This window comes from Stenotrophomonas sp. Sm10, from assembly GCF_030985515.1.
GTDB lineage: Bacteria > Pseudomonadota > Gammaproteobacteria > Xanthomonadales > Xanthomonadaceae > Stenotrophomonas > Stenotrophomonas hibiscicola.
Genome location: NZ_JAPTFO010000022.1, coordinates 41,164 through 53,768 on the forward strand (window position 1 = coordinate 41,164; position 12,605 = coordinate 53,768).

Genomic DNA, 12,605 nt, shown 5'->3' on the forward strand with positions numbered 1-12,605 from the left:
TCAGCCCTTCATGAAGGTGTCTGCGTGGCACTTCCGAAGGCCGCAAAAATGATTAAAATCGCCAAGTTTTCCACTGGCCGGACCGGCATGAACGCACCTTCCTCCTCCCCTGCCGCCCACGACGCCCCGCGTCCGGGCGCGCTGCTGTCGCCGGAACTGCCGGCGCCCCCCAACGCGTTCCGCCAGGCCATCACCGATGCCTGGTTGAAGGACGAGGCCAGCCACGTCCGCGAGCTGCTGGCGCAGGCGCGCCTGCCCGCCGAGGAACAGGCCAGGGTGCAGGCGCTGGCCGCCGACCTGGTCGGCCGCGTGCGCGTGCGTGCCAAGGACCAGGGCGCGATCGAAGCCTTCATGCGCCAGTACGACCTGGGCAGCGAGGAAGGCGTGCTGCTGATGTGCGTGGCCGAAGCGCTGCTGCGTATTCCGGACCAGGACACCGCCGACAAGCTGATCCGCGACAAGCTGGCCGATGCCGACTGGGAAAAACACCTGGGCGGCAGCGACTCGGTGCTGGTCAATGCCTCCACCTGGGGCCTGATGCTGACCGGCAAGCTGGTGCAGATGAACGACGCCACGCGCGCCGATGCGCCCAGCGCATTCAAGCGCCTGGTCGGCCGCGTCGGTGAGCCGGTGGTGCGCCTGGCCGTGCGCCAGGCGATGAAGATCATGGGCCACCAGTTCGTCATGGGCCGCACCATCAGCGAAGCGCTGGCACGCTCGCACAAGGGCGACAACGCCAGCTACCGCTACTCGTTCGACATGCTCGGCGAAGGCGCGCTGACCATGAAGGACGCGCTGCGCTACCTGGAAGACTACCGTCGTGCGATCCACGCCATCGGCGGCGATCACAAGGCCCGCGGTGGCCGTCCGGACGGCGACGTCAACAACGCGCCGGGCATCTCGATCAAGCTGTCGGCGCTGTACCCGCGCTACGAGCACGCCAAGCGCGAGCGCGTGCTGAAGGACCTGGTGCCGGGCGTGCTGGAACTGGCACAGCTGGCCAAGAGCTACGGCATCGGCTGCACCGTCGACGCCGAAGAGTCCGACCGCCTGGAACTGTCGCTGGACATCATCGAGCAGGTGTTCTCCGACGCCTCGCTGGCTGGCTGGGATGGCTTCGGCGTGGTCGTGCAGGCCTACCAGAAGCGCACGCCGTACACGATCGACCACCTGGCCGACATGGCACGCCGTGCCGGTCGCCGCCTGCAGGTGCGCCTGGTCAAGGGCGCCTACTGGGATGCCGAGATCAAGCGCGCGCAGATCGAAGGCTACCCGGGCTACCCGGTGTTCACCCGCAAGCAGAACACCGATGTGTCCTACCTGGCCTGCGCCAAGCGGCTGTTCACCCATGCGGATGCGATCTACCCGATGTTCGCCACGCACAACGCGCACACCATCGCGGCCGTGCGCAGCATCGCCAACGGCGGCGTGTACGAGCACCAGAAGCTGCACGGCATGGGCGACGACCTGTACGCCGAAGTGGTGCCGGCCGATCGCTTGAACCTGCCCTGCCGCGTGTACGCCCCGGTCGGTTCGCACGAAGACCTGCTGCCGTACCTGGTGCGCCGCCTGCTGGAAAACGGTGCCAACTCCAGCTTCGTCAACCGCATCACCGACGAGCGCGTGCCGATCGCCGACCTGATCCGCGATCCGGTCGAGATGGTCGCCTCGTTCGAATCGATTCCGCATCCCAAGATCCCGCTGCCGGTTGACCTGCTGCGCAGCCAGAACCACGACAGGAAGAACTCCATGGGCGCCAACCTCGCCAACGACAACGAACTGCGCGCCCTGGCCGAGCAGCTCAACGCCGCCGTGAAGCCGTGGCAGGCCTCGCCGCTGGTACCGGGTGCCAACCCGGCCGGCGCCGCGCTGCCGGTGACCAACCCGGCCGACACCCGCGAAGTGGTCGGCCAGTGGCTGGCCGCCGATGCCGCCACCGTGCAGAAGGCCCTGGCCAACGCCGTGGCCGCACAACCGGCCTGGAACCGCACCCCGGCCGCCAGCCGCGCCGCCATCCTCGAACACGCCGCTGACCAGCTGGAAGCGCGCATGCCGGAGTTCATGGCGCTGTGCGTGAAGGAAGCCGGCAAGAGCCTGCCCGACAGCATCGCCGAAGTGCGCGAAGCCGTGGATTTCCTGCGCTACTACGCCAAGCAGGCGCGCGAGCAGTTCAGCCACGCCGAGAAGCTGCCCAGCCCGACCGGTGAATCCAACGAGCTGCAGCTGCACGGCCGCGGCGTGTTCGTCTGCATCAGCCCGTGGAACTTCCCGCTGGCGATCTTCCTGGGCCAGGTCGCCGCCGCACTGGCCGCCGGCAACAGCGTCATCGCCAAGCCGGCCGAGCAGACCAACCTGATCGGCTACTACGCGGTGAAGCTGCTGCACGATGCCGGCGTGCCGGCCGAGGTGGTGCAGTTCCTGCCGGGCGACGGCGCCACCGTGGGTGCAGCGCTGACCGCCGACCCGCGCGTGGCCGGCGTGGCCTTCACCGGCTCCACCGAGACCGCCCGTGCGATCAACCGTGCGATGGCCGCGCGTGACGCCGCCATCGGCGTGCTGATCGCCGAGACCGGTGGCCAGAACGCCTTCATCGCCGATTCCTCGGCGCTGCCGGAACAGCTGGTCAAGGACGCGATCGGTTCGGCCTTCACCTCCGCCGGCCAGCGTTGCTCGGCCGCGCGCGTGCTGTTCGTGCAGGACGACATCGCCGACAAGGTGATGACCATGCTGGCCGGTGCGATGAAGGAACTGAAGGTCGGCAACCCGGGCCTGCTGTCTACCGACGTCGGCCCGGTGATCGACGCCGACGCGCTGAAGATCCTGCAGGAACACGCTGAGCGCATGGACCGCGAAGCGCGCCTGATCGCCGCCGCCGAGCTGTCCGCCGAAACGGCGCACGGCACCTTCTTCGCGCCGCGCGCATACGAACTGAAGGACCTGGGCCAGCTGCAGAAGGAAGTCTTCGGTCCGGTCCTGCACGTGATCCGCTGGAAGGGCGACCAGCTCGACGCGGTGATCGACCAGATCAACGCTACCGGCTACGGCCTGACCCTGGGCGTGCATTCGCGCATCGACGAAACCGTTGACCGCATCAGCAATGGCGTCCATGTCGGCAACGTGTACGTCAACCGCAACCAGATCGGTGCAGTGGTCGGCGTGCAGCCGTTCGGCGGCCAGGGCCTGTCCGGCACCGGCCCGAAGGCCGGCGGCCCGCACTACCTGCTGCGCTTTGCCACCGAAAAGACGGTGACGGTGAACACCACCGCCGCCGGCGGCAACGCCTCGCTGCTGACCCTGGGCGACTGATCGCCTGCTTGGTGCGGTAAACAAGAAACCCCGCGAATGCGGGGTTTCTTGTGTTTTGCTTCCTGTAGCGCCGGGCCCATGCTCGGCTTTTCCGGCGCAGCCGAGCGTGGGCTCGGCTCTACAGGAATTCAGGTGCCGTCGTGGCCTCGGCCCGCATCAGATTGCGCCAGTGCCCGAGAGCAACAAGTGCATTGACCCAGAAACCGATGTACAGGATCGAGGTCAGGTGCAGGCCACGGCTGTAGTACAGCGGCACTGCAACGGTGTTTACCAGCAGCCAGACCCACCACGACTCCAGCTTGCGCCGCATCATCAGGATCTGCGCGATCACGCTCAGCACCAGTACCGCCGAATCGATGTACGGCGCATAGGCATTGGTCAGTCGGGTCAGCATCCAGCCGTAGCCGAAGGTGGCCACTACCGCCAGCGGCGCCAGCCAGGCCCAGGCACGCGGCCGCAATGAAGTAATCGGCAACGGCGCACCATGATCGCCGCGCAGCCACTGCCACCAGCCCAGCACGCTGATCGCGATGAAGAAGAACTGCAGCACCATGTCCGCGTACAGGTGCGAGCGTTCGAACACGGCAGCAAACAATGCACAGCCGACGATGCCCAGCCACCAGGTGTGCACGTTGTTGCGGCCGGCCAACAGGATCGAGCCGGCGACGGCGATGTTGGCGGCCAGCTCCAGCTGGAAGTTCGGGTCGGACAGGTTCATGGCGCTATTGTCGTGGATCCACGCGCTGCGTAGACAACCCGGTAGATCCTCGCCATGCGTGGATGGAAATCAAGGCCGCACGCGCACCAGCAATCGCTGGCTTTCTCCGCTTCCCCAGCGTCCTGGCTGCAGGCCGGTTGAAGAGAGCAACGGCGCAAGCCAGTCAGGCGGAACGATGTCCCAGATCACGCCATCGAACGGATGCGGCCATGGCGTTCCCTGAGGATTCGGCGAATGCAGGAACAACGCACTCTGACCGGTATCCGGCGCCAGCGTCACCCAACACTGCACATGCTCCCGCCCGCTCGACGCAACCCGTTCAAGCAGCCGTAGGAGCCCTGCGGCAACGGCGATGCGATCACTGATATGGCGATTGCCGCGCCCCATCCAGTCAAGATGCGTGTGCCAGTAGTCGAACCATTCCGACTCCAGCACGCGATCCAGAGTCGCGTTCGCCTTGGCCTCTTCCCGAGCCCAGTATCGGATCATCCGCTTCTGGTAGCGACGATCAACCATTTTGTATTCGCCTGCACTGCGTAAATCCCGGCAAGGTGGCAGGCACTCCCAATAAAGTCACGAGCCGGAAGCGTCATCCATGCATAAAAAAAAGGCCCCGCCTGCGCGGGGCCCTCCGTGTCCTGCTTCAGGCAATCGCCCGAATCAGAACTTGTACTGCATCGACGCCGCCAGCACGTCGCCGCTCACCTTGTACTTGCCGGTCACGGTGTTGGCAGTGGCCGAGGTCGAGGTGATGTTCGGATCCTTGGTGAACAGGTGGGTGTAACCCACGCTGTATTCCATCTTGTCCGAAGCGGCGTAGGTCAGGCCCAGCGACAGCCACTTGCGGGTGGTGTCCGGCACGCGCACGTCACGGTGGGCGTCGGTGGTCGGGGTCTGGTCGTAGGCCAGGCCGCCACGCAGGGTCAGCTTGTCGTTCACGCGGAAATCGGTACCGATCGACGCGAAGGTGGTGTCGCGGTAGTGGAACGGCAGCACGCTGTCCGGCTGGTTGGAGTCATAGTCGACGGTGACCTGGTCGAACTTGCTCCACGCCGTGCGCGTGACCTCGGCCATGATCTGCCACTGGTCGTTCACGCGGTGGGTGAAGCCCACGGTGGCGCTGGCCGGCAGGGTGATGGTGGCGCGGCCGTTACTGTCGATGAAGGTACCCGGGGCGGCAGTGGCCAGGAAGGCGGCAGCGTTCTGCGGGATGGTGAAGTCGGCCTTGCCGTCGGTGATCTTGTGCTCGACCTTCGAGCGGTAGCTGAAGGCGATGTTGGTGCCTTCCACCGGGGTGACCGTCATGCCCAGGGTGTAGCCGACCGACACTTCGTCGCCCTTGATGCGCAGGTAGCCATCGGCGGTGCCCGGCGAGAAGCCGAGCTGGGCGGCCTGGCGTGCAGCCGCCTGCGACGCCGCCGCAGCCTGGGCCGGGGTGCCGCCTGCAGCCAGCACACGCGCCGCCGCGGTGCGCTGGGCGGTGGCGTTGATCGCGGTGCCGGTGTCGACAGCGCTGGTCAGGTCGACGTTCAGGCGCTCGGCGAACACCGAAGCACCGAACGACAGGTACGGGTTGACGTCATAGGAGAACGCCACGCCCAGGTCGATCGCCTGCAGCTCGGTCTTGACGCCATTGTAGCGGCCGACCCAGTCGCGGTCGTATTCGGTCTTGAAGCCGAACGGCACGGTCAGCGAAGCACCGAAGTGCATGTTGTCGTTCTCGCCGAACGGCACGTGGAAGTACGCGGCCGGAACCGGGGCGATCATGCCGGCGTCGCCGCCGTTGCCACCGGAAATCGGCGCGCCGTTGCCGTACTGGCCCTGGCCGCGGAACTTGGCGCCGAAGCTGATGGCGCTGACGTCGCCCTGGACCAGGGTGCCGTCGAGCAGGCGCATGGAGGCCGGGTTGGTGGCGATGACCGAGGCGTCACCTTCGGTCGAGGTGGAGCCGGCGAACGCGCGGCCCAGGCCCTTGGCGCTGTTTTCCTTCAGCTGGAAGGCGGCAGCATTGGCATCGGCGGCGGCCAGCGCACCGGCAACGCCGACGGCCAGCAGGGTCAGTCGGGCAATGGTGGAAGCGGTTTGCATCGTAGTTCTCTCTCTCCGGTAAGCGGTGATGGTGCTCTGAGTGCGCCTGCGCCCGCCAGGTCCTGGGACCCATCGGAGCGCGCCGGATTCCCCTCCCGACATACGACGCCGTATGCGAGTATTACCCAGAGCCGTTAATGAAACAATAACGGTGCGGTCGGTTTTCTCGTCTCGAAAGCTGAACAGGACAATCCCCGCCGCAAGCGCCCGCACGCTAGGCTAGTGCCATGTTCGTCTCCCTCCCGTCCCGCAAGAAGGCGGCCCTGCGCTGGGCCACGCCCGTGCTGTTTGCGGCACTGTGGTTGGCGTTCCTGTGGTCGATCTCGCGGCCGGACGATGCCCGCGGCAGCCTCTGGCTGGACTGGGGCGCCCTGTCCACCGGCCTGACCCACCCGCTGGACTGGTGGGCGACCCTGCAGGACGGCAGCGTGCTGCGCCTGTTCACCGCCCTGTTCCTGCACGCCGACTGGTCACATCTGCTGGGCAACCTGGTGTTCCTGCTGATCTTCGGCCTGCCCGCCGAGCGGGTGCTGGGGCCGTGGCGGCTGCTGCTGCTGTTCCTGGTCGGCGGCGCAGTGTCGAACCTGGTGGCGATCTACACCATGGGCAGCCCGGACCAGATCATCATCGGCGCCAGCGGCGCGGTGTCGGCCCTGATCGGCGCCTATCTGGCCCTGTTCCCGGGCGCGCGGCTGGGCGTGGTGATCCCGCTCGGCCTGTTCCTGGAGTTCGTGCGCGCCCCGGCGTACCTGCTGATCGGCGTCTGGGCGGCACTGCAGGTGGTGTTCGCCCACATCGGCCCAAGCTTCGGCATGGTGGCCTGGTGGGCGCACATCGGTGGCTTCGTGTTCGGCGTCGTGTACGGGGTCTACGTGCGGGCTGCGATCGCGCGCCGACTGCGCAAGCGCCACGGCTTCTGACGCCGGGTAGTGCCGGCCGCTGGCAGGCATTTGTTTTCTTCTTCCGCCCTTGAGCCGACGCCGGGCACGGCCCGGCGCTACCGTCAGGGCTTGGCCGGGGCCGGTGCGGGCTTTGCTTCCGGCTTTGCTTCCGGCTTAGGTTCGACCTTCGCTTCCGGCTTCGCCGCAGCGGCCTTCGCGGTCTTGGCGGCATCCGCCTTCTCGGCCTCGGCCTTCAACCGTACAGCCACCGAACCGGGGTTCTTCAGCTCGGCCAGCGCGTCGTTGATCGGGCCGTCGCCCGGCAGCACCGCACCGGCGTGGTAGCCCTCGGTGCCTTCGTCGTCGCCGCGCAGATGGCCTGGCAGGGTGGCTTCGCTGTAATCGCTCAGGCTGGCCGGCAGGGCATCCTCCGCCGACGTAGCGGCGGGCTTCAACTCAACATCCGGCACGATGCCGGTGGCCTGGATCGACTTGCCGCTGGGCGTGTAATAGCGCGCGGTGGTCAGCTTCACCGAATCACCGTTGTCTAGCGGCAACACGGTCTGCACCGAGCCCTTGCCAAAGGTGCGGCTGCCAACCACTCGGGCGCGCTTGTTGTCGCGCAGCGCGCCGGCGAGCACTTCCGAGGCACTGGCCGAACCGGCATCGGCCAGTACCACCACCGGTGCACCCTTCAGCAGGTCGCCTGGGGTCGCGTCGAATCGGGCATCGCTGATGCTGATGCGGCCACGGGTGCTGACGATGTTGCCCTTGTCGAGCAGATCGTCGGCTACCTGCACGGCGGCCGTCAGCAGGCCACCCGGATTGCTGCGCAGATCCAGCACCAGGCCCTTGAGCTGGCCACCGGACTGCTTCTGCAGCTGCTGCACGTGCTTCTGGAAGTCCGAGCCGGTATCGGCCTGGAAGGTGCTCAGGCGGATGTAGCCATAGCCGGGTTCCAGCAGGCGGCTGCGCACGCTGGTCACGCGGATGGTCTGGCGGGTGAGGCTGACATCGAACGGCTTCGGCTTGCCTTCGCGCACGATGGTCAGCACCACCTTGCTGCCGGCCGGGCCGCGCAGCGGTTCACTCGCATCGATGGCGCTGATCGGCTTGCCGTCGATGGCGATGATCAAATCGCCGGCAACGATGCCGGCCTTGGCTGCCGGCGTGTCGTCGATCGGCGCGATCACCTTCATGCTGGCGTTGTCCGGCTGCTGCTGCAGCTCCACGCCGATGCCCTCGTAGGCACCGTTGGCCTGCTCGTCGAAAGCCTGCGCGTCTTCCTTGTTGAAGTAGGTGCTGTGCGGATCAAGGTCGAGCAGCAGGCCACGCACGGCTGACTGCATCAGCTTCTTGTCATCGACCGGGTCGACATAGGCGGCGCGCACCGCGTTGTACACGGCCACGAACCGGCGGATTTCCTCCAGCGGCACCTTCGAGGTCACCGCCTCCTCGCTGTTCGCTGCCTGCCCGCTGGTTTCCTGGCTTGGGGCAGGCGCGGTCTGCTGCGCCCAGGACAGCGCTGGCAACAGGGCCAGCAAGAGGGTGGCGGTACGGGCTGCGCGCATGGATCACTCCTGTCGACGGTGGCATGGTGCCCAAGGCACATGCACCGATTATGCGCGAAGCACAGCTAAATTCCCGTTGAATCCGGCCCGTGCGTAACGAGCCGGGTTCAGCGCCGCTGCAGCCAGCTGTCCGGGTTGACCGGCTGCCCGCCACGACGCAGCTCGAAGTACAGCGCGGTGACACCTTGGCCACCCGAATTGCCGACCTTGGCCACTGCATCACCGCGGCTGACCCGCGCACCGGCATCCTTCAGCAGGGTGTCGTTGTGCGCGTACAGGCTCATGTAGCCGTTGCCGTGGTCGACGATCAGGATCATGCCGTAGCCGGTCATCCAGTCGGAGAACACCACGGTGCCATCGGCCACGGCGGTGACCGTGCTGCCAGCCGGTGCGCCGATCAGCACGCCACTGCTGGTGCGGCCATCGGGCAGCTTGCCGCCATAGCGGGCCAGCAGGTTGCCGGACAACGGCCAGCCCAGGCCGCCCACCTTCGGCGCCGGTGCCGATGCGACCGCAGGCGGCACCTTGGTCGGTGGCGGTGGCGGCCGGCCCTGTGCGGCGGCTTGGCGTGCAGCACGTTCGGCGGCGGCCTTCTCCGCTGCCGCACGGCGTGCAGCCGCGCGGCGCTCGGCCTCGGCACGGGCAGCGGCCGCTCGCAGGTTGGCCAGCAATGTTTCCAGCGCCTTGGCGTCCTGGCCCAGCGCCTGTTCCTTCTCGCGCTGGTCCTTGAAGCGCTCTTCCAGCGAGGCAACGGTCTTTGCGCGATCGCGGCGGTCCGCTTCCAGGGCGGCTGCCTGCTGTTTCTGGTCCTGCTGCGTCCCCTGCAGCTTCTGCTTGCGCTCGGCGATCTGCGCCTGCAGTGCTTCCAGTTCCTTCAGGTCGGCGGTCAGCGTGGTGATCCGCTGCGCACGCTCGCGCTGCAGGTAGCGATGGTAGGCCAGGGCGCGGTTGGCATCGGCCACCGTGTCTTGCGAGAGCAGCAGCTTCAGCGGTGCGTGGTTGCCCAGCTGATACGCCGCGCGCAACAGCCCGGCCAGTTCGCGGTGCTGCTGGGCCAGGTTGCCCTGCAGCGTGCTGCGGCGCTGCTCGGCTTCGGCCAGGGCGCGGCCCTGCTCGCGCAGCGCGGCTTCCGTCTGCGCAAGGGCACGGCCGGTGCGGGCTACCTTCTCGTCGGCCTCGCGCAGCTGCCGCGATGCCTGCCCGCGCTGGCCCTCGATCTGCCGTCGCTCCTGCGCCACGCCCTTCAGTTCGGTACGCAGTTTCTGCAGCTTGCGCTCGGTCTCGCGGGTGGTCTGCGCACCGCTGGGCAGCGGCAGGGCCAGCGCAAACGCCAGCCCCAGCAGCAGGCAGCGACCGCCGCGGGCAGCGGCGATGTGATGTCGGCGTGATGGGAAGACGTTGTCGCGCAAGGGCTTTCCAGTGACTTCAGGCAGTTGCGGGGGCTACCGGGGAATGGTGACATCTCCGCACGCGGCCTGCCAGCCGCACTTCCATCGAGGTCGCCATGAAAATTCTTTCCATTCCGCTGCTGTTGGGCGTACTGCTGGCCACCGGGCCGGTCTGTGCGCAGGAGAACATCAGCAAGGTCAACGGCAGCATCAGCGCCGAACCCGGCCAGCGCTACGGCAAGCTGGACACCGTCAACGGTGGCATCCGCGTCGGCGAAGGCGTCGAGACCGGCAGCATCGACACCGTCAACGGCGGGGTCAAGGTCGCCGACGGCGCGCGCACCGGCAAGATCGAAACGGTCAACGGCGGCGTACGCCTGGGCCGCGAAGTGATCGCCAGCGGCGGCGTCAGCACCGTCAACGGCAGCATCTTCACCGATCGCGGCAGCCAGGTCGAAGGCGGTGTCGAGACCGTCAATGGTGGCATCGGCCTGGTCGAAAGCCGCGTCGGCAAGGATGTGGAGACCGTCAACGGTGACATCACCGTCGGTATCGGTTCGCAGGTCAACGGCGGCGTGCATGTGCGCAAGCCGAACTTCAGTGTCTCGCTGACCGCCAGCCGCAAGCCGCGTGTGATCATCGGCCCGAATGCCGTGGTCAAGGGTCCACTGCAGTTCGAACGCGAGGTGGTGCTGTACGTGCATCGCACTGCGCGCATCGGCCCGGTCACCGGCGCCGAGCCGATCCCGTTCGACACCGAAACCGCTCCCGCGGACTGAGCGCACCGCGCCTTCGGGTTCGGTGATACTCGCTGACACCGGTCGTGCACGACGCGCGGCCGCCCTTTGTTACCCAGGAATCGACGATGCCCCGCAAACTCCTCCTGTGCCTGGCCGCTGCGGCCGCGCTCAGTGCCTGCAAAGGCGAAGACACTCCGGCGCCCGCGCCGGCCACCGATACCGCAGCTGCCAAGCCGGCTGCGCATGCGTTCTCCCCGGAGATCAATGCCGGCGACTTCGCCGAGATGGTCAAGACCCTGGCTTCGGATGAGTTCGAAGGCCGCGCGCCGGGCAGCAAGGGCGAAGAACTGACGGTCAACTACATCCGCGACCAGATGCAGCGCATCGGCCTGCAGCCCGGCAACGGCGACAGCTGGTTCCAGGATGTACCGATGACCGAGACCACGGCCGACGAATCGACCGTGCTGAAGATCACCCAGGGCGGCAAGACCACCGAACTGAAGTTCGGCACCGACATGGTGGTCGGCACCCGTACCGGCCAGGCCGAGGTGAAGGTCGATGCCAGCGACCTGGTGTTCGTCGGCTATGGCGTCGATGCGCCGGAGCAGAAGTGGAACGACTACGCCGGCCAGGACTGGAAGGGCAAGACCGTCGTGATGTTCGTCAACGATCCGGGCTTCCATGTCGACGACGAGAAGCTGTTCGACGGCAAGCGCATGACCTACTACGGCCGCTGGACCTACAAGTTCGAGGAGGCTGCCCGCAAGGGGGCCGCTGCCGCGCTGATCGTGCACGACACCGCCGGCGCGTCCTACGGCTGGGACGTGGTGAAGAATTCCTGGGCTGGCCCGCAGTACGACCTGCCGGCCAAGGATGACCCGGAAGCCCGTATTCCGGTGCAGGGCTGGCTGAGTGCCGACGCGGCCAAGGCGCTGTTTGCCGGAGCCGGCCTGGACCTGGCGCAGGCCTACAAGGATGCCAGCAAGCGCGGTTTCAAGCCGGTGCCGCTGAAGGCCACCGCTGCGGTCGACCTGAAGAGCCAGATCGCACAGAAGCAGTCGCGCAACGTGGTGGGTGTGTTGCCGGGTAGCAAGCGCGCTGACGAGGCGGTGCTGTACATGGCGCACTGGGATCACCTGGGCAAGCATGAGGGCGAGACCGGCGACAACATCTACAACGGCGCCGTCGATAATGCGACCGGCGTCGCCGGTATTCTCGAAGTGGCCGAAGCCATGGCGCACCAGGATCCGAAGCCGGAGCGCTCGGTGGTGTTCCTGGCGGTGACCCTGGAAGAATCCGGCCTGCTGGGTTCGAAGTACTACGTTGCCCATCCGACTTTCCCGCTGGACAAGATTGCTGGCGTGATCAACATCGACGCGATGTCAGTGGCCGGCCGTGCCAAGGACGTGACCGTCACCGGCTTCGGCAGTTCGGAGCTGGAGGACATCCTCAAGCCGCTGGCCGCTGCCCAGGACCGCACGCTGCATGGTGAGACGTCGGTGCAGAGCGGCTTCTACTTCCGCTCGGACCACTTCAACTTCGCCAAAGCCGGCGTGCCGGCCCTGTACGCCGATGGCGGCGAGGACCTGCGCGAGGGCGGCGTTGACGCTGGCCGCAAGGCCGCAGCCGACTACGGCGCCAACCGTTACCACGGCCCGAAGGACGAGTTCGACGCGGCCACCTGGAAGCTGGACGGTACCGTCGAAGACCTTCAGTTGATGTACGGCGTGGGCAAGGAACTGGCCGGTGGCGATCGTTGGCCGAACTGGTACGAAGGCAACCCGTTCAAGGCTGCCCGCGACGCGATGATGAAGGACAAGGCTGCGGCCGCTGCAAAGTAGGGTCGAGCCATGCTCGACTGAACATCGTTGAGGTCAAAGCGGCGCCCCCGGGGGGGGCGCGGTTTTTTTTAG

The 12,605-nt window shown here is 67.0% G+C and carries 9 protein-coding genes; 4 read left to right on the top strand and 5 right to left on the bottom strand.

Annotated elements, in window-relative coordinates; translation table 11 throughout:
* Positions 1-87: 87 nt before the first annotated feature.
* On the top strand, positions 88-3,306 hold the full coding sequence (putA, locus tag O0J15_RS08650) for a bifunctional proline dehydrogenase/L-glutamate gamma-semialdehyde dehydrogenase PutA (protein ID WP_308305495.1): 3,219 nt from the start codon (positions 88-90) through the stop codon (positions 3,304-3,306).
* Between the two features lie 118 nt (positions 3,307-3,424).
* Here putA and pnuC read toward each other — a convergent pair whose 3' ends face one another.
* From pnuC to O0J15_RS08665, 3 genes are all read right to left on the bottom strand, one after another.
* On the bottom strand, positions 3,425-4,024 hold the full coding sequence (gene pnuC / locus O0J15_RS08655; protein WP_005414997.1) for a nicotinamide riboside transporter PnuC: 600 nt from the start codon (positions 4,022-4,024) through the stop codon (positions 3,425-3,427).
* A gap of 69 nt (positions 4,025-4,093) precedes the next feature.
* Positions 4,094-4,540 (bottom strand): hypothetical protein, encoded by a 447-nt coding sequence (locus tag O0J15_RS08660; RefSeq protein WP_005414996.1) that lies wholly within the window; start codon positions 4,538-4,540, stop codon positions 4,094-4,096.
* Positions 4,541-4,684: 144 nt separating this feature from the next.
* Positions 4,685-6,112 (bottom strand): outer membrane protein transport protein, encoded by a 1,428-nt coding sequence (locus O0J15_RS08665; RefSeq protein WP_134735033.1) that lies wholly within the window; start codon positions 6,110-6,112, stop codon positions 4,685-4,687.
* A 227-nt stretch (positions 6,113-6,339) separates the two neighbouring features.
* Here O0J15_RS08665 and O0J15_RS08670 point away from each other — a divergent pair, with 227 nt between their 5' ends.
* Positions 6,340-7,032 carry a rhomboid family intramembrane serine protease gene (locus tag O0J15_RS08670; protein ID WP_019662230.1) on the top strand — a complete coding sequence of 231 codons (693 nt, stop codon included), beginning with the start codon at positions 6,340-6,342 and terminating at the stop codon, positions 7,030-7,032.
* An 83-nt stretch (positions 7,033-7,115) separates the two neighbouring features.
* Here O0J15_RS08670 and O0J15_RS08675 read toward each other — a convergent pair whose 3' ends face one another.
* Together O0J15_RS08675 and O0J15_RS08680 are read right to left on the bottom strand one after the other, a co-directional pair.
* Positions 7,116-8,564 carry a S41 family peptidase gene (locus tag O0J15_RS08675; RefSeq protein WP_308305497.1) on the bottom strand — a complete coding sequence of 483 codons (1,449 nt, stop codon included), beginning with the start codon at positions 8,562-8,564 and terminating at the stop codon, positions 7,116-7,118.
* 107 nt (positions 8,565-8,671) lie between these two features.
* On the bottom strand, positions 8,672-9,910 hold the full coding sequence (locus tag O0J15_RS08680; RefSeq protein WP_258014327.1) for a murein hydrolase activator EnvC: 1,239 nt from the start codon (positions 9,908-9,910) through the stop codon (positions 8,672-8,674).
* 158 nt (positions 9,911-10,068) lie between these two features.
* On the opposite strand from O0J15_RS08680, the gene O0J15_RS08685 reads away from it, so the two are divergent.
* Both O0J15_RS08685 and O0J15_RS08690 read left to right on the top strand, forming a co-directional pair.
* On the top strand, positions 10,069-10,731 hold the full coding sequence (locus O0J15_RS08685; protein WP_019662232.1) for a hypothetical protein: 663 nt from the start codon (positions 10,069-10,071) through the stop codon (positions 10,729-10,731).
* An 86-nt stretch (positions 10,732-10,817) separates the two neighbouring features.
* Positions 10,818-12,533, top strand: a complete 1,716-nt coding sequence (locus O0J15_RS08690) for a M28 family metallopeptidase (protein ID WP_155028839.1) — start codon at positions 10,818-10,820, stop codon at positions 12,531-12,533.
* Positions 12,534-12,605 lie beyond the last annotated feature (72 nt).

What these genes read in the sequence shown, in the direction of transcription:
- putA (WP_308305495.1), top strand. Translation starts at nt 88, where the DNA reads ATGAACGCACCTTCCTCCTCCCCTGCCGCCCACGACGCCCCGCGTCCG.
- pnuC (WP_005414997.1), bottom strand. Translation starts at nt 4,024, where the DNA reads ATGAACCTGTCCGACCCGAACTTCCAGCTGGAGCTGGCCGCCAACATC.
- O0J15_RS08660 (WP_005414996.1), bottom strand. Translation starts at nt 4,540, where the DNA reads ATGGTTGATCGTCGCTACCAGAAGCGGATGATCCGATACTGGGCTCGG.
- O0J15_RS08665 (WP_134735033.1), bottom strand. Translation starts at nt 6,112, where the DNA reads ATGCAAACCGCTTCCACCATTGCCCGACTGACCCTGCTGGCCGTCGGC.
- O0J15_RS08670 (WP_019662230.1), top strand. Translation starts at nt 6,340, where the DNA reads ATGTTCGTCTCCCTCCCGTCCCGCAAGAAGGCGGCCCTGCGCTGGGCC.
- O0J15_RS08675 (WP_308305497.1), bottom strand. Translation starts at nt 8,564, where the DNA reads ATGCGCGCAGCCCGTACCGCCACCCTCTTGCTGGCCCTGTTGCCAGCG.
- O0J15_RS08685 (WP_019662232.1), top strand. Translation starts at nt 10,069, where the DNA reads ATGAAAATTCTTTCCATTCCGCTGCTGTTGGGCGTACTGCTGGCCACC.
- O0J15_RS08690 (WP_155028839.1), top strand. Translation starts at nt 10,818, where the DNA reads ATGCCCCGCAAACTCCTCCTGTGCCTGGCCGCTGCGGCCGCGCTCAGT.